Source organism: Cytobacillus spongiae (genome assembly GCF_021390075.1).
Genome location: NZ_CP089997.1, coordinates 1948013 through 1965135 on the forward strand (window position 1 = coordinate 1948013; position 17123 = coordinate 1965135).

The 17123-nt window shown below is 38.0% G+C and carries 17 protein-coding genes and 1 pseudogene; 14 read left to right on the forward strand and 4 right to left on the reverse strand.

Translation table 11 applies throughout. The annotated features are described in order from the left end of the window. Nucleotides 1-9: 9 nt before the first annotated feature. The 4 genes from LS684_RS09875 to LS684_RS09890 all read left to right on the forward strand — a co-directional run bounded on the left by LS684_RS09875 (nucleotide 10) and on the right by LS684_RS09890 (nucleotide 3660). Nucleotides 10-516, forward strand: a complete 507-nt coding sequence (locus LS684_RS09875; protein ID WP_233811410.1) for an RNA polymerase sigma factor — start codon at nucleotides 10-12, stop codon at nucleotides 514-516. Continuing rightward, the gene (locus LS684_RS09880) at nucleotides 509-1453 is read left to right on the forward strand and encodes an anti sigma factor C-terminal domain-containing protein (RefSeq protein WP_233811411.1); all 945 of its coding nucleotides are present in this window, start codon (nucleotides 509-511) and stop codon (nucleotides 1451-1453) included. The genes LS684_RS09875 and LS684_RS09880 overlap by 8 nt, the downstream gene beginning before the upstream one ends. A gap of 42 nt (nucleotides 1454-1495) precedes the next feature. Further along, nucleotides 1496-2011, forward strand: coding sequence for a hypothetical protein (locus LS684_RS09885; protein ID WP_233811412.1), 516 nt, complete (start codon nucleotides 1496-1498; stop codon nucleotides 2009-2011). Between the two features lie 146 nt (nucleotides 2012-2157). Then, entirely contained in the window at nucleotides 2158-3660 is a 1503-nt protein-coding gene (locus tag LS684_RS09890; RefSeq protein ID WP_432418821.1) for a multicopper oxidase family protein, read from the forward strand. 407 nt (nucleotides 3661-4067) lie between these two features. Here LS684_RS09890 and LS684_RS09895 read toward each other — a convergent pair whose 3' ends face one another. Then, on the reverse strand, nucleotides 4068-4304 hold the full coding sequence (locus tag LS684_RS09895; protein ID WP_233811414.1) for a hypothetical protein: 237 nt from the start codon (nucleotides 4302-4304) through the stop codon (nucleotides 4068-4070). A 348-nt stretch (nucleotides 4305-4652) separates the two neighbouring features. On the opposite strand from LS684_RS09895, the gene LS684_RS09900 reads away from it, so the two are divergent. The 6 genes from LS684_RS09900 to LS684_RS09925 all read left to right on the forward strand — a co-directional run bounded on the left by LS684_RS09900 (nucleotide 4653) and on the right by LS684_RS09925 (nucleotide 11165). After that, nucleotides 4653-6230 (forward strand): spore germination protein, encoded by a 1578-nt coding sequence (locus LS684_RS09900; RefSeq protein WP_432418808.1) that lies wholly within the window; start codon nucleotides 4653-4655, stop codon nucleotides 6228-6230. Between the two features lie 269 nt (nucleotides 6231-6499). Beyond that, nucleotides 6500-7678, forward strand: a complete 1179-nt coding sequence (locus LS684_RS09905; RefSeq protein WP_233811415.1) for a Ger(x)C family spore germination protein — start codon at nucleotides 6500-6502, stop codon at nucleotides 7676-7678. Continuing rightward, nucleotides 7675-7896, forward strand: a complete 222-nt coding sequence (locus LS684_RS09910; protein WP_233811416.1) for a hypothetical protein — start codon at nucleotides 7675-7677, stop codon at nucleotides 7894-7896. The genes LS684_RS09905 and LS684_RS09910 overlap by 4 nt, the downstream gene beginning before the upstream one ends. A gap of 57 nt (nucleotides 7897-7953) precedes the next feature. Then, nucleotides 7954-9057 (forward strand): GerAB/ArcD/ProY family transporter, encoded by a 1104-nt coding sequence (locus tag LS684_RS09915; protein ID WP_233811417.1) that lies wholly within the window; start codon nucleotides 7954-7956, stop codon nucleotides 9055-9057. Nucleotides 9058-9082: 25 nt separating this feature from the next. Next, nucleotides 9083-10162 (forward strand): GerAB/ArcD/ProY family transporter, encoded by a 1080-nt coding sequence (locus LS684_RS09920; protein ID WP_233811418.1) that lies wholly within the window; start codon nucleotides 9083-9085, stop codon nucleotides 10160-10162. 259 nt (nucleotides 10163-10421) lie between these two features. After that, nucleotides 10422-11165 (forward strand): amidohydrolase family protein, encoded by a 744-nt coding sequence (locus tag LS684_RS09925; RefSeq protein ID WP_233811419.1) that lies wholly within the window; start codon nucleotides 10422-10424, stop codon nucleotides 11163-11165. A gap of 369 nt (nucleotides 11166-11534) precedes the next feature. On the opposite strand, the gene LS684_RS09930 is transcribed toward LS684_RS09925, so the two are convergent. Then, on the reverse strand, nucleotides 11535-12734 hold the full coding sequence (locus LS684_RS09930; RefSeq protein ID WP_233811420.1) for a YhgE/Pip domain-containing protein: 1200 nt from the start codon (nucleotides 12732-12734) through the stop codon (nucleotides 11535-11537). Between the two features lie 347 nt (nucleotides 12735-13081). Between LS684_RS09930 and LS684_RS09935 the strand changes: the two genes are divergently transcribed. The 4 genes from LS684_RS09935 to LS684_RS09950 all read left to right on the forward strand — a co-directional run bounded on the left by LS684_RS09935 (nucleotide 13082) and on the right by LS684_RS09950 (nucleotide 14997). After that, nucleotides 13082-14014: a hypothetical protein gene (locus tag LS684_RS09935; protein ID WP_233811421.1), complete on the forward strand. Its 933-nt coding sequence runs from the start codon at nucleotides 13082-13084 to the stop codon at nucleotides 14012-14014. A 251-nt stretch (nucleotides 14015-14265) separates the two neighbouring features. Then, nucleotides 14266-14484 (forward strand): hypothetical protein, encoded by a 219-nt coding sequence (locus LS684_RS09940; protein WP_233811422.1) that lies wholly within the window; start codon nucleotides 14266-14268, stop codon nucleotides 14482-14484. 59 nt (nucleotides 14485-14543) lie between these two features. Beyond that, the gene (locus LS684_RS09945; protein WP_233811423.1) at nucleotides 14544-14729 is read left to right on the forward strand and encodes a hypothetical protein; all 186 of its coding nucleotides are present in this window, start codon (nucleotides 14544-14546) and stop codon (nucleotides 14727-14729) included. 76 nt (nucleotides 14730-14805) lie between these two features. Beyond that, nucleotides 14806-14997 (forward strand): hypothetical protein, encoded by a 192-nt coding sequence (locus LS684_RS09950; RefSeq protein ID WP_233811424.1) that lies wholly within the window; start codon nucleotides 14806-14808, stop codon nucleotides 14995-14997. A gap of 564 nt (nucleotides 14998-15561) precedes the next feature. Here LS684_RS09950 and LS684_RS09955 read toward each other — a convergent pair. Both LS684_RS09955 and LS684_RS09960 read right to left on the reverse strand, forming a co-directional pair. After that, a pseudogene (locus LS684_RS09955) lies at nucleotides 15562-16009 on the reverse strand (Tn3 family transposase); the annotation flags it as partial. Between the two features lie 473 nt (nucleotides 16010-16482). Next, nucleotides 16483-17046: a C39 family peptidase gene (locus LS684_RS09960; RefSeq protein ID WP_233811425.1), complete on the reverse strand. Its 564-nt coding sequence runs from the start codon at nucleotides 17044-17046 to the stop codon at nucleotides 16483-16485. Nucleotides 17047-17123: the final 77 nt, after the last annotated feature.

Below are 17123 nucleotides of genomic sequence, written 5' to 3' on the forward strand. Positions count from 1 at the left end.
GGGGGGGCCATGGATTCAGAGCTACTATTAGAAGTATATAAGAAGCAAGCAAAAATGATCTATTTTTACCTAAAAAAAACCGGGTGTAGCCATGAAGATGCAGAGGACATTGTTCAAGAAAGTTATGTGAAATATATGGCTTATCGTAGCGGGGTTCCGGCTGATAAAGCGCTCTCTTATATCTTTGTCATTGCTATGAATGAATGTAAAAAGCTATTTAAAAAACGAGGAAAAGAACCATCCCTGTCGATCGATGATGATCGTTTCTTGAATAACTTTGCAAACGAACAAGACACGGAAGCAAGCGTCATCTCAAGGGAAATGAAACAAGAAATCACTATCACTCTAGATCGTATTCAAGAAATCTATAAACAGCTGCTATTATTTAAATATAACTATGAACTTAGCTACAAGGAAATTTCGATTCTTCTTGGTTTGAAGGAAGAAACGGTACGAACTTATTTATTTCGTGCAAGAAAAGAGTTTCAGAAGAAGTGGAGGGAGCTTCATGGATGACCAGTGGACAGAGAACCTGTTTGACGAGAAGAAGATTAAGAAGGCAATAAACAGAGGGAAAAAGAGGTCGGTACTTACAATTGTATTCGTTTCGATTGGGGTATTTATTCTGCTAAGCATTGGCAATTTCGCCATCTCGGTATATTTTAGCCAAAAAGCCTATAAGCAATGGGATGCATATGTGCGATTAAGCACTCCGAATGGCTATATCAGTGAAACGGTGGATTCTATAGGAATATTAGGGGGGGCGAGCCAATATAAAATCTCTAAAGATATGAAAATCAAATCGATCGTAACAGATCAAAAACAATATTTCTATGGGCTAATTCCATCCTTAATCATCTCAAGAGGCGCTGGTGGGGGGATCGGAGTCACGGGGGAAGATTGGCAATTCAATTATAAGGAAAATGGGTGGAAAGAAATGCTGTTCTTTCATCCAAAAGTCAGTTATAAAAAATATATGAATGATGAAAATCTGATTCAAAGGATGGATGGGGATCACATATTTGAAGTTGCTCTTTCCTTCGATCAACCCTACAAGGTAAGTGAACTTCCATTTCGGACGCTTCCAAAGATGACATGGTTTTGGATTGACACCTATAGCAGAAGTCAGCTACAGGCATTTCAGCAGGAAGCGAAGGAATACGATTGGTCAGCAACATCTATTAGGGAAAAGGAAGCGCTTGGCTTTTCTTTTAATGACTCTTATACCTCATTAACGAATCTAGAATTTGAATATGATGAGTTTCTAGGCCTTCTGAAAACGAGTATATACAGTGAACACGTGGAAGCTTACGATCAGATGAAAGAATATCAAATCGACGAAGTAGATATTATAGGGATTGTCGTTTATGGGACGAAAGACGAAATCAAGGAATGGATAAATAACCCAGCTGTAACGGCTTCATCACTTGGTGGTGTTATAGACAATTATTAGAGATGTAAGGGGCATTCTTTCTGTAAGTGGAGTGCCCCTTAAGTGTTAGTTGGAAAGATGTCAGTAAATGGTCCTAAGAATAATTTGAGAAAAGAGAGGGAAAGACACATGGTCAATCAAGATCTATTCATCTATTATTTTATCCTTACCCTCGGAGTTTTGTTCGTCATATATGCGCTGATTCACATCATAACCATGTATATGAAAAAAGACTTCACTATGAGTAGAATGGGGAAAATTATCGGAATCATTATCTTGGCTGCATTATTATTATTTACAACTCTACCAAGCTTAAAATACGTTGCCTTAAAGGATTATGTTGTGATCAAAGGAAAATGTGTGGTTGATATTGATTCTTCTGGACGTACGACGCTTGCGGCTATTCGAATGCTTGGTTCAGGTGAGTACTTTAGCTTTAGAGAGATTCCTTCACTTGACGCGTATGGAAAGGCGATTCCATATTATTGTGAGGTGACCATGACAAAGGACCATATGCTTGAAATCAGCTACAAAATCTATCATGAAGAGAAAGGAGAATTAATGGCGGAAAGTAACTAACTGAGTAGCATTCTATTTGAAACAGAACGAGGAAATCTTATGTGGATAATCAGATAGGGTAACGAATAGGATGTAATAGTAGTTGATGTATTTCACATAAAGGAGGGACTTGCGTGCTTGAAAAGTTTGTAGATCCTCTGCCGATTATGAAGCATATGGTACCATCTTCGTGTTTGAACAATCAGCCGTTTTTTGAAGTTCGTATGATCCAAATAATGAAAAAGCTCCATCGAGATTTACCACCAACAAAGGTTTGGACATATAATGGTGAATTTCCTGGTCCTACCTTTCGAGTATGGAAAAATCAACCGATTCACGTGCTATGGACAAACGAACTTCCACCAAAGCATATCCTACCCGTCGATACGACAGTCCATGGTGCGGAACGTGACAAACCAGAAGTCCGAACGGTTGTACATCTCCATGGAGGAGTAACCCCAGCAGCAAGTGATGGATATCCTGAAGCATGGTTTACAAAAGGATTTAAAAAAGTCGGAACCCATTTCACACAAGCGGTTTACACTTACCCCAACATCCAAAATGCAACGACTCTTTGGTATCATGATCATGCGATGGGCATCACGCGCTTAAACATTTATGCGGGCTTAGCTGGATTGTATATTATTCACGATGAGGAAGAACAACGGCTTGATTTGCCAACCATCCCATATGAACTTCCGTTACTCATTCAAGACCGCTCATTCCATCCAGATGGGAGCCTGTTTTATCCTTCTCAACCGGACCCTCCTGTACCTGAAGTGAATCCATCTGTTCTACCTGATTTTTTTGGGGATACTATCTTAGTAAATGGAAACGTATGGCCATACGTGGAAGTAGAGCCTCGGTTGTATCGTTTTAGGATCTTAAATGGCTCAAATGCTCGTTTTTATAGAATCTCTCTCTCAAATGGAGTTCCCTTTGTTCAAATCGGAACGGACCAAGGGCTTTTAGCAGAGCCCGTTTCTATAACAAATATCCTTCTTGCACCAGCGGAGAGAGCAGATGTACTAGTTGACTTTAGCTCATCCAAAGGAGAAAGGATCACCGTATTAAACGATGCGGAGTCTCCATTCCCTCAAGGAACCAAGCCAGATCCACTTACGACAGGCATGATTATGCAATTTCGTGTGAAATCTCAGCTTTCTTCTTCCAAGACAAATGACAGGATCCCCACCCAACTATCCTTTATTCCAAAGTTGACAGAATCTCAGGCACATTTGAAGAGACAGCTATTATTAAACACCAGACCAGATTCGTATGGTCGTTCGATTCATTTGTTAGATGATCGTTTATGGATGGAACCTATTTCTGAAACTCCGAAGCTGTGGGGCGTGGAAATATGGAGCTTCGTAAATGTGACAAAGGCAGCCCATCCGATTCATTTACATATGGTTCGTTTTCAGATACTTGATCGTCAGCCATATGATGTGGAGGGGTTTGAAGAAGAAGGAAAAATTGTTCCAACAGGACCACGTCGATCACCTGATCCAAATGAAAGAGGATGGAAAGATACGGTACGCGCAAACCCGAATGAGATCACGCGAATCATTGTTCCGTTCGGACCATACACAGGCTTGTACGTGTGGCACTGTCATATTCTAGAACACGAGGATTATGAGATGATGCGCCCATTTTATGTCATTCCATGATTCGGGGAGTGATTGAAGGAGCTAGTAAGAAAAATTTCTCTAGCTATTTCTTCATTCTATTTAAGATTTCAAGTACCCTGAATAGGAGGGTGAAATTAATCGATGGTCTAGATACATTTCCTTTTTAAAGGCTGTTTTCGTATACCATTGTTGTTTTTGCACATCGGCGGTTTTCCGCACCAGATACATGCTTGGCGCATGTGGGCTGAGACCTCTTTCGCTTCGCATATGGTGTCTCTCTATTCACACTGGCCTCGCATTCAGCTGATCCAAACTGCTAGCCTTCGGATGATGAAGGGAAACTTATCTGATATAAGAAAACAGTCTCTAAGTAAATAGCCTTTTTGTATCAACTTATTGTTGGATTTTATATGTCATGTTAAGAAAAACGATTATTAAGTGAAGGTCTACCATTTATTATTCCATTTATTTTTGTTGTTGCTATGCTCAATCCTGAAAACATAATCTGCACTTTTATCCGCGCTCCACTGACCTAAAAATGTGGCTAAGCTAATAAAAAAGCCGATAGCAATGAAGCTAATCAAATAATAGCCAATAAAAAATAATACAAATGAACCGACGAGAGAAATAATTAATGCAAACAACAGAATGGTCTTCACTTTTTCTTTCATATTTGTTTTCAAAGAAATTCCCCCTTGAAAAAGATTATACCAAATATTTAAATAATTTTAATTTTTTTCCAACAAATTCATTAACTTAGTAGCTGGGGTTCTTTCCATCTAGAAGATTAGCTTATTTTTACGATAAATAACCAAAAGCACGAGAACATAACTCAATGATATCTTCCCGCTTTCTCAGTCAGGCTTTCGAGAAAGCGGTTTTTTTATTTGAGGAGTGTTTTTAATTATAAATAGGAAACGCTCTAGTTGCTTCCTGCTAGGTGAATATTCCTTAAGGTGCATAATTTTAGCAAATTTATCGAATAATTAAGAGTAACTTCAATAATAGAAAGTTTTAGGAGGAAGCAATGAGTGCGTCGTGTTAGAAGGCTTTTCAATAATAGAAAAGAAAAACAGAGTGACGCTCAATCTCAAACGAGTGTTTTAGCATCTCAAGACCATCTATCCAATCAAATTGACGATAATATCGCTTCTTTACGCTCTGTATATGCCAATTGCTCTGATGTAATCATCTTTCCTTTTTTAATTGGAGAAAGCATTCAAGCATATATAATCTATATCGAAGGGCTTACAAATTCTGAAGCAGCTGATGAACAAATAGTGAATCCGTTAATCAACTCAAAAGTTCAATCACCAACTGAAGTTATGAAAACCATCGAGCAAAAGACTCCGGTTTCCAATTTGCAAAAAACACCACTGCTCTCAGCATGCATCGATTCCATTTCAAACGGGAACCCAATATTATTATGTGATGGACTGAGTATGGGTTTCTCCTTCTCTTTAGCCAAATGGGAGAAGCGGGGCATTGAAGAACCAGCTGCAGAAGTGGGCTTGAAGGGTCCTAGAGAGGGATTTACTGAAAGCATAATTACGAATAAATCTCAAATCAGACGAATAATTAAAAGTCCTACACTGAAAATGCAGGAAATTATCATTGGAAAATATACGAAAACCAAAACTGTTATTGCATATATTGAAGGTCTTGCAGATAAAACATTGATTGAAGAGGTTGAGAATCGTATAAATCGAATGAATACCGACAATATAGACGGAATATTGGAGAGCGGATATATAGAGGAATTTATTGAAGATAATCCGTATTCACCTTTTCCTCAAATTTTAAATACAGAGCGTCCTGATGTTACCTGTTCTAATTTGCTAGAGGGAAGAGTTGCGATCATTGTTGATGGGACACCCTCCGTTTTAATAGCTCCCACCACTTTTTTTTCGTTGCTTCAATCACATGAGGACTATTACCAACGTTTTCTAATTAGTACTGCGATTAGATGGCTTCGTTATTTGTTTCTCTTTGTATCTCTGTTGCTTCCTTCTCTTTATGTCGCCATTTTAACCTTTCATCAGGAAATGGTCCCTACCGCTCTTTTACTAAGTATGGCAGCATCACGTGAAGCCGTTCCATTCCCAGCACTTGTCGAAGCGATTATGATGGAGATTTCTTTTGAAGCCTTGCGAGAGGCAGGTGTTCGCTTGCCTAAACAGGTAGGTTCTGCGGTCAGTATAGTAGGAGCACTTGTAATAGGACAAGCAGCTGTCCAAGCAGGTCTCGTGGCAGCCCCTATGGTTATTGTTGTGGCGATTACTGGAATTGCGTCATTTATGATCCCACGATATGCAATGGGAATTGGTATTCGTTTGCTTCGTTTTCCAATTATCTTTTTGGCAGGAGCTTTAGGACTCCTTGGGGTGATGATGGGAATCATTGCTATTATTATTCATTTAGCAGCATTGCGTTCTTTCGGAGTGCCATATTTAACTCCATTGGCTCCATTTAAGAGTCAAGAACTTAAAGATACACTCATAAGAGGCCCATGGTGGAAACTTAATACGCGTCCTCATTTTTCTGGAAACTATAACCAATATCGAATGGCTCCTGATTTGAAGCCAAATCCAAATCAAGGGGGAGAATAGCACCCTTATGTTATCACATGAAGCATTCTTAGAAATGTGAAGTGGAGTAACTCTTTTATTTATTTGTTTTCCATAAAGAGTGTATGTGAATATGGAGAAGGTAGTACAGATGTAAGTATCTATCGAATTTTTCTCCCCTGAAAATCATATTTCACGTTCTGAACTAGAAACATAAGGGATACAACTATTTCCTTGTAGTCAAGGTACTACTGAGTTCCAAACCAATTATTATTCAATGCTCTTGCTTGGAAGAACAAAGGAGAATCGATATGAAGAAGCATCTGATTCCAATTATTTGCATTTGCCTTTTCACTCCACTATTAAGTGGGTGCTGGGACCGGATTGAAGTGAATGATCTCGCGATTGTAACTGCTGCTGCTATCGATCTTACCGAGGATAATCAGTTAAAAGTATCGGTTCAAGTGTTTATCCCCCGGATTCTCGGAAAAGGAGGAGAGTTGGGGGGAGGCGAGGATTCGACATTTGTTAGAGATGGCATCGGCTCGAATTTGGCAAATGCTGTTTCTATGCTTCAAATGAAGTTTCCTCGTAGAATTTTTTGGGGACAATGTAAAACATTTATATTTGGAAGAGCATTAGCTGAAAAAGGAATACAAGAATCGTACGACTTTTTAAGTCGACATCCCCAGCCTCGTGATCGTGCATATATTTACATAAGTAAGGGAGAGGCCCATGATGTTTTACGATTACTTCCACCTTTAGAACGATTTTCTGGAGAAGTTTTAAAAGAACTATCTACTTTTCAAACGGGACAGAGAATAACGTTAAATGATTTAGGTATAGCTATGAAGAATGAGTCTCAGGCTGTTTCACTTCCCCTAGTAGAAATATTACCTGCTGAAAAAGGAAAAAAAGAAACAGAAACTATCCCATATTTAGATGGATTAGCTGTCCTAAAGAAAGATAGGCTAATTGGGACATTGGATGAACGTAAAACTCGAGGTGTTCTATGGATTAGAAATGAAATGAAGCAATATACGATTTCATTTAAGCCGGAAGAGGAAGAAGGAGAAATTTCCCTTACCCCAGTTAAAGGGAGTGTTAAGCTAACACCGGAAGTGAAAAAAGGCCAGTGGATAATGTTTGTCAAGGTAAAAACAGAGGGGGACGTCGTTCAAAATGAAACGAATCTTAATCTAGCGAATCCAAAAATAATAGAAAAGATTGAGAAAGATTATCAAAAAAATATTAAGGAACGGATTGAACTTTCTATTACTAATCTTCAAGAGGAGCTCAACGCAGATGTGGTAGATTTTGCGACTGAATTTCATCGCAAATATCCAAAAGAATGGAAAAAAGCAAAAGATCAATGGGATGAAGTTTTTCCTGAAGTGAAAGTAGTTGTCCAGGTAGAAGCATATATCCGTAGACCAGGCTATATTACTACTCCGGGCGGCTTACCTGAAAATGAGGTGAAAAACGAATGAAATGGGGTCACTTTTCCGCAGCCATAGTTGTAATTGCAATAATTGTGTTATCAGAGAGGCGAAAAATGAAAAACTATCCTAAAAAAGATAAGATGGTTTTCTTTATTCTATTGGCTACAGCAGGGATATTATCGCTCTTTGATCTTCCAAATTTACCAGGGCCAGTTACATTATTGGAATATATCTTTAAACCATTTGGGAGGTTTATGGAAACCTAACCCTTAACATGTTTATGTATGTAGAAAGTTCGTTTTTGAATGAAAGGAGGCCCGTATATGGAGAAAGGGAAAATATCTGCCTTCCAAATGGGAATCATGATGTATCATGCAATTATTGCTACTGCCATTCTCTCAGTGCCTGGTATTACTGCAAGATACGCAAAAACTGACTTATGGATATCTCCAATATGGGCATCCACCATTGGCTTTTTAACCTTATGGATTGTAATGAGCTTATTCAAACTTTTTCCAAAGAAAACATATTCTCAAATATGTGAGCAAGCTCTTGGTAAAATACCAGGAAAACTTTTAGGTTTTTTGTACTTTTATTTTTTTGTATATGTAACAGGACAAATCACAAGATCATATGCAGAGTTCTTAATAGGAGTGTTCTTCCCAAAAACACCAATCAGTGTAATCATCATTTCGATGCTGTTCCTCTCCGCAATTACAATTAAGGGCGGACTAGAAGTAGTAGCTAGATGCGCGCAGATCATTTTCCCGATTTTTTTCTTTTCCATATTTATCATCATGATATTGTTAAGTCCACAAATTCATCTACTGAATGTATTACCAATCATGGAAAATGGAATTCTGCCTTCATTAAAAGGAGCAATTGTTCCTCAAGTCTGGTTCGGGGAGATTTTCATCATCATATTCCTTCTTCCGTACTTATCCGATGTAAAAAAGCACAAGAAATGGGGCATCATCACGGTGCTGTTTGTTTTATTCACTTTCATTATGATCAACCTTACTGTCCTTTTTATCTTAGGTCCAAACACAGGAGGAGTTTATCCCTTTTTAGAAACGGCACGGTTTGTTAACATAGCCAATTTTATTGATAATTTGGATGCTCTAATCATGGCTATTTGGATATTAGGTCTGTTTGTGAAAATAACCGTTTTTTATTATGTTACGGTTGTATCGGCTGCTCAATGGCTGAATATATCTGACTATAAACCGATTATTTGGCCAATAGGTATATTAATCATTGAAATGGGCTTTTGGTCACTTCCAAATCTCATGGTACTTAGTCAACTTGATACTGCAGTGAATCCCTTTTGGGGAATGATCATGTTCACATTAATTCCATTATTAATAGTAGGAATCGCAAGTATAAGGAGTAATCGAAAGTCCAAATCTAATTCTTTATTATCTTAATGTATTGTTGAAAGGGTGCCTGTAAATGGAGAAAGGAAAAATATCTGCATTCCAAATGGGGATTATGATGTATCATGCAATTATTCCAACTGCTATACTTTCAGTTCCTGGATTAACTGCAAAGTATGCAAAAAGTGATATGTGGCTTTCTCCTATATGGGCATCCATTATTGGCTTCATGATTGTAATAATAGTTATACGCTTGTACAAGCTCTTTCCTGAAAAAACATTTTTTCAAATGTGCGAACAAACGGTTGGTAAATGGGCTGGTAAGCTATTGGGCTTTTCATACTTTTGTCTATTTATTATGTTTACAGGAAATATTACTAGAATCTATGCAGAGTTTTTAATTGGATTGTTTTTTCCTAAAACACCGATAAGTGTCGTTATTATCTCAATGCTGGTTCTTTCTGCTGTTACGGTAAGGGGAGGTGTGGAAGTAGTCGCAAGATGTTCACAAATTATTTTTCCAGTTTTTTTCTTTTCTATTTTTATTATTATCCTGTTACTAGTTCCACACTTTGAATTAGGGAACCTGTTGCCTATTATGGAAAATGGGGTTGTTCCATCTTTAAAAGGTGCGGTCGTTCCTCAAGAATGGTTTGGTGAATTCTTCTTAATGCTGTTTTTCCTACCTTACTTAACAGATGCAAAACATGGTAAAAAATGGGGGTTGTCAGCAGTTTTCGTTGTTTTGATTACTTTTGTCACTACTAACCTTACAGTTCTTTTCATCCTAGGATCGGAATTTTCAACTGCATATCCCTTTCTAACAACTGCTCGTTTAGTGAACATAGCTAACTTTTTTGATAATTTGGATGCAATAATCATGTCTATGTGGATTTTGGGGCTATTTGTAAAAATAACCGTGTTTTATTATGTTATGGCTCTTTCAACTGCGCAATGGCTTCATTTATCGGATTTTAAACCCATTGTGTGGCCACTAGGTATCTTAATTCTTGAACTGAGCTTTTGGTCACTTCCCAATACTCTGGTCGTCAATCATATTGATTTGGTTTCTTTACCTTTTTGGGGATTTTTAATGTACTTTTTAATCCCGTTATTGATACTTGGAATAGCATCTCTAAGGAAAAAACAAACATAACAGCCATTTTACCAAATAACTACATTCATCTATTATTCGAAAGAGATACATCAGGAGCTATCCATTTACATTTGGGAATGTGTTAAGGATGCTGAAGGAAGTTGAAACGATTTTTGCATTCATTTCCCAACAAATTCATATACTTTGTAAGCGGATTTTTGTCCATTTATAAGAATAGCTTATTCTTTACGATAAATAACCTGTTATTTTATTTAGTCAATCTCTTTGTTACCTTTGAGTTAGAAGAGGGGGAGATAGATTGAGGCTATTTGACGCACATTTTCATATAATCGATGATGATTTTCCGATTATCGAAAACCAAGGCTATACACCCCCATCGTATGGCTTGAAAGATTACCTTCTTGAAACAGCAAATTTGAATGTATTAGGTGGAGCAATTGTCTCTGGATCATTCCAAGGGTTTGATCAAGCCTATTTATTGAATGCTCTAAAACTACTTGGTCCAACTTTTTGTGGGGTGACACAGCTTCCATATGATGTGAGGGATGAAAACATCTTAAGACTCCATCATCACGGTGTGAGAGCAGTAAGGTTTAACTGTAAACGTGGGGGTTCTGAAGATATATCAAAGCTTGATTCTTTTGCAAGAAGAGTATTTGATCTTGTAGGCTGGCATTGTGAGCTATACATTGACGCTGCTAATTTAGCTGAAGTTTCCAAGGTTATAGAGAAATTACCAGCCATCTCCATTGACCATCTAGGCTTGTCTGAAGAAGGCTTGCCTATATTATTGAAATTAGTTGATAAGGGCGTTCGCGTTAAAGCTTCGGGGTTTGGTCGAGTGAATTTGAATGTGGAATCGGCTTTAACAGAGATTTATGCAACAAACCCTGATGCATTGATGTTTGGTACAGATTTGCCATCTACTAGAGCCAAGCGTCCCTTTTTGTATTCAGATATTGAACTTGTTCAGCATTTATTTGATCAAAAGGCAGCCGATAAAATCCTTTACTCAAATGCCTTAAGATGGTATTTCAAATAATCTCACCAAATGGAAGCATCTTGTATGGAGGAATTGATGTGACACGAAGAATTGTAAGACTGCTTGCGATTTTTAATGGAGAAAATTAGAGGCTGGGACATACGTATTTCAGTCAATGATCTATCCGAACGATCAGGAGTTATCCCCTTTACTAGTCCGGCTGTTTTGTATGTTCGGAAAACAAATTTTTTATAAAAGTGGAATGGAGCTGAAGACACCATAGCGCAGAGAGGAGACTTAGATTCCTCCCCGCGGAAAGCGAGTGTCTGCAGCGCAGGCGGAACGAACTTGTTTTTACAACCTAACTATTTTATTAGAGTCATTGTTTATCTTTGAGAAGGAGTCATTTAGTTATGTTCCAGCCTCGTTTTATGAATTCGTTTTTAAAGCTGGTTGTGATGTTAGTGCGTCTTTTGACCCCTTTAATGAGGAGAGGAGGAGGATGATCATGCTTACGACTCCAATCCAAACCAAGCTAGCCACTTGAGAATTCCATGATAAACTATTTTCAAAATAGAATAATTCTCGCAAACCTTCTGTCATAAACCGCATAGGTAACCAAGAATAGATCCAATCTCTATAAAAAGCTGACATCATTTCAGGTGCCATTGCCAGTAATGGGGCACCGAAGAAAAGCAGTAACACAAATATAGGAATTCCTCTAAACCCTAGAAGGGAAAGAACAGCAGAAATCAATAAATAAAAACTGAAAGAAGTAATGGATAGAAATAAGGCTATGTCCAAAAATGATGGAATGTTTAATCCAATCAATGCATCCGCTAGCCAGGTTAAGCCAAATCCAATCAATGGTGCAATAATCGCCCCCATTAGTACTTGAGCAGATTTTGCCATTAAGCTCTCTTTTCGGTTCGCAACAGATATTTTTCGAACCGCCATAAACAGGATCGCTGCACTTGCTATGCTTGCCATCCATAAAGGTTGGAATAAAGAAACTGGCGCATTACCATTTACACTATTGGTGCCAATTTCATTCACATTTGTAACAGTTTTTGCAATGGGATTGGCTATGCTCCGAGCTTGAGCTGTAGTTAATGTAACTCCTTGTTGCTCGAACCCATCAAGCAATTGGGTACGAACTTGGTTGTTCATGTTTTCTACCATGCTATGAAGGAGCTGACCAGCCATAGTTGCTGCGGCCGTGTTCATACCTTGATTGATATAGATTCGCACTTCTGGCGAAGATGGGGAAGGAGATTGTAAGGATGCCTGCTTGGCACTGAACTCTTTTGGAATGACAAAGGCAGCGTAATACTGCTGATTATCCATCCCTTTCTTCGCATCCTCTTCGGTTTCTACTTCCACCCATTTCACAACTGGGGCTTCATCATCCGTTGATATACGGTCTTGCATCATATCAACCATCGTTTCCCCTATGTTCATTTTTGGCTGATTGGGAAGCTCCACACCTTGATCTTCATTTACAATCGCAACAGGTAAATTTTTAGGTTGTGGCTGTACTGATGGAAACAGAGTTAACGAGAAAATCAATAGAATAGCAAAAGCGATCAGTGGTGTGAGCAGTACTTGTTTGTTTTTGAAAAATTTCATTCGGATAAAACCTCCATATTCATTTTTTTTAATGGCCCTAAATCAACTAGATCTCACCCTCCCAAACGTTGTTGCCTAAAAGTAGCGGATCAAGTAACTAGACTTATACATTCATAGAGAAGGAGGGTTGATTCATTTCTCTTAATAGGTCATTTTTATACAAAATCCAGCTTCTTCGATAGTGAGTAATCACTTACAAAGTGATATTACCCAATAAATCTGTAGAAGTCAATAAAAAGTGAGTAGTCACTCGCTAAATATCTACAGAAAATCAATACGGGGATTTTTTGCAACTAATCTCCAAACATACGGAATAGATTTAGATAAGGTGAAAGGGGGGACTGTAGGTGAAAGGATTCGTTCAGAAGATAAAGCAAAAATTTTCTAAAAGCAAAAATTTATCCCTTGTTATGGGAGCTCAATATGAACGACAGAACTATGGTCAACCGCTTGATAGAAGCCAATCCTCGCAGTTTCCGGGTAGAGATGTTGAAACATACTTCCGTCCTTCCTCGCTGCCAATAAAAAATACCCTCTTTACGGATCATCACTTTTTTGATCCATATTATGATAAAGACGTCAACGAAATGAAACTGCCTGCTACACTCACTCGAACAGCAGAGGGAACGGTATTAGCCTATCTTAGTGTGTTAAGAGAAGCAGAAAATCTCACTCCGAGCCAAATGGGTGGCTGCGGGACGGTGGGGATGGCGAAGCTTCCTTACCCCATTGCGTACCAGTTTTTCACTAAGGACTATCACAAAAACGTTTCCTATCAGGAATATCTCCAATCGTTTAGAGGAATCGGACATCTAAATGTAATTAAGCTGAACAGATTACCTGATGAAAATGAAGTTGTGTCTTATTTCATTGAACTCGAAACGATTGAGGGGTCCTCAAAGGGACTCACCTATTTTGCTTACTATTACGGCAAAATCCAGCTAAAAAAAGTACATTCCCACTATAAAATTGACCAAATGAAATTGTATGGAGAGGACTTTCTCTGTGCGCCATACCACCTTTGGCAGCATGATGCGGAAGCAGTTGTAGAGGTTATGTACGGAAACTGGTGTCAACTAATAAAAAAGAAGCTTCCTACGACACAAGAAGGCTACGTGAAGACAATTGTTTTTATCGGAACGGATGGAGCCGAATATCGATTGATCTTCTATCAACTAACCAACGATACAGACGTATTAATCTCCCAATTCCGTAAACATTCGAAAGGAAACTTTGAAACCATTCATATTGACCCGTATGATTGTGTAAAAAAAAGATAGGGCATGTATGTATTTAAGAGGCTGTTTTCGTATCCATTGTTGCTCTTGAAACATGGATTTCTTTTCCTCTCCTGGATTTTTGCTTGCGCGAGGCGTGCGGTGAGAATCCTAAGCTTCGCCAGAGAGGTCTCACTTGTCCCACTACTCCCGTAGGCGTCGTCTCGCACCGAGTTATTTCATAATTGAATAATAGGGAATATTTACTAAAGGTTCACTAATAAGTTACACTCAATAAGGAGGTGGAATTTCATATGTTTAAAAGAAAAAAATATTCTTATGAAGAGCCCAAGCAATTATCCTTCATATTCTTCAGTATTGGTGGATTTTTAATTATTGGTAATCTTATCGCCGCCTTCTTTGAAGGTATAAGTACAGTCTTCAATATATCTACAATTTCAGGAGTCTTATTTTTATTAGGTGTTTTTCTATACAGAGTAAGGGGAACAGAGGATACTTATAACCAATCCTGATAAAACCATTTTAAGTAAAGCAAAGTTTATAGGCCATGCAGTAAGATGGGGGTGTTATTATGTTTAGTGAAATGATTAAGATGATATTCGCCATATTTCTCAGCGCAACCGTTTGGCAGTTTATTGCACATAAAGATGTGATGTGGATCGAAAATATGGGAATATGCCTTGCTGCTTTATTTTTCTATTTGTTGTTTGAGTGGGCAAAAGTACCATACAATTGGAAAAAACGAAAGAATAAATAAGAGAAATATGACAATCTATCTTCTATTACATTGATACACTAGGAGATGGTTCCGCCAAGTAGGGAGGGAAATGAGAGTGAACCTATTCCTTTGGATAACGATTGGTTTCATCATAGCTGGATTCGTTTTCCTCTCTTTCACGAAAAAAAAAATAGAACATCGGCCAAATCCAACGAATTCCTCGATTATTTGGTGGGTTGTCGGAACAGCCGGGTGGGGTGTAGCAAGCATTGCACTGATTACATGGGCGTTTTATACCATTATGTAAGCAACAGCTAGATTTATAGAAAGTGACCACACTGTCTTTAACTGAAATAAAGAGGCTGGGACATACGTGTTTCAGTCAATGGTCTATCCGAATGATTAGGAGTTATCTCCTTTAACTCGTTCGGGTATTTTTGTTGGTTCGGAAAACAAGTTTTTTTAAAATAGTGGAATGGAGTGGAAGACACTCGACTACTAAGGGAAATAGAGGAAAGGCTGAGACACCAAAGCGCAGCGAGGAGGCTCAGCTTCCTCCCCGCGGAAAGCGAGTACCGGCAGTGCAGGAGGAACGAACTTGTTTTTACAACCTAAAAAATTTGAATAAAGTCATTGTTCGTCTTTGAGAAGGAGTCATTAAGTTATGTTCCAGCCTCGTTTTATGAATTCGTATGTAAAGCTGGTTGTGATGTTTGTGCGTCTTTTGAACCCTTTAATGAGGAGAGGAGGATGATGATCATGCTTACGACTCCAATCCAAACCAAGCTAGCCGCATGAGAATTCCATGATAAGTTTGGATGTCATTGGGATGGTCAAAAACCTGAAACAACGGTATATCGTGGATGGAGAACGAGTAGGATGTTGTACCGTCTCCCCAATAGGTAGATAATTGTAGTTGTGGGATGAAAATTTACTAATACAGCTTGGGCTTTATTCATGGCATCTTCATACATGCGCCATTGAGATACATTGGTTAATTGTTTATATGTAAGTCCGGGTGTGGCTTCAGCCATCTTGCTCAAGCCAATATTCATTCCCATTCCTAAAAGGGCAGCCATGATAATGATTGTTTCTTCTTTATCTGGTTTTCGATTATTGGAAGCATGAGTTGATTGCTCATGAAATCCTGTTATATGAGCAAAATCCATTAGTAAATCAGTTAATTTTATTCTTGGCAGCATTTGATAAAGGCTCGCACTAAACTTTTTTGCATCTTCCGGAACATCTTTTTCTAAGCGTGCAACTGACAGCTTTCCTTTTTCAAGAGAAACCCCGTCTAACTTGTTGGAATTGGCAGCTGGTATGAATCATGCGATTGAATTGCGTAAAACTACCGATAATAGTAAAGGTTATATGCACGATTACAGGAGTTAGTCAGGCTGCGTTTTAGCGAAAGCTTAGAGAAAAATAGATAATTAGTTAACTTTAGAATATTCTATAAATTTTCATTCATTATTCATTTATTGGCTCATAATATTAAACAATCAATCGCATAAATATGACATCTTTCCTTTTCTAATATTTATCCACCTCAAAAATAAAATGGACACCTATGAAAGGTATCCATTTATTTCAAGAATTATTGAATTGCATTTAAGAAACTATTCAAACATATAAATTACAATTACTTAATTTTACCAATGTCTTTTTGAAGATAACTATAATCAATGTCAATTTAATTTGGTTGTACCTTTATTACATAGTCAAAATAAGAAGTCCATTTAATCCAGTAATCTACAGGAGTGCTGCTCCAAGTATCATGTAAGATTACTTAGCGATACCAAGTAAAATCGCTAGTATTGTAATATTCTTCATAGCCAACGCCAGTCATTGCATGATCACCCCAAACTGGATGATTGGCAGTTGTAACCCAATCAGGTCTACCTGCATTAATTTCGTTCATATGAGTACTAAAAGAACCCGAATAAGTAGTTACTGTTACTCCGTATCCCCTTGCTCCCCCAAAATTTATCATTCCAGTTCTCATGTTAGTAACAGAGGTTCGCCCGGTACTACGATTTGTGTTCATACTTGTAGCTAATTGGTCAATCAAACTGTGAGTAGTTTGAGATGTACCAACAAGGTTGGGATATCCTCGGCTATCCCAATATTTTACGATATTTGCTCCTGAAGTTGGCGCACAACCTATATCCCATGTATAATCCGGTACACCAGAAATAAGCTTATATTTGTAGTTAGTGACTGCTTGTGTACCAATTTGCTCAGGTTCTACAGTTGAGGTAGCATCTGCATATTTTTCAATATTTTCATAGCTTAATGGTGCATTTAATTTTAGTTTTGATTTTTTTTCAACTTTTTTATTACTTAAACTCATAGCATACTCGTTATCTACTTTGCTAAAGTGCAGTACGGGTCCAACATAAATATGAATTGAATAATTTCCTTTTTTTT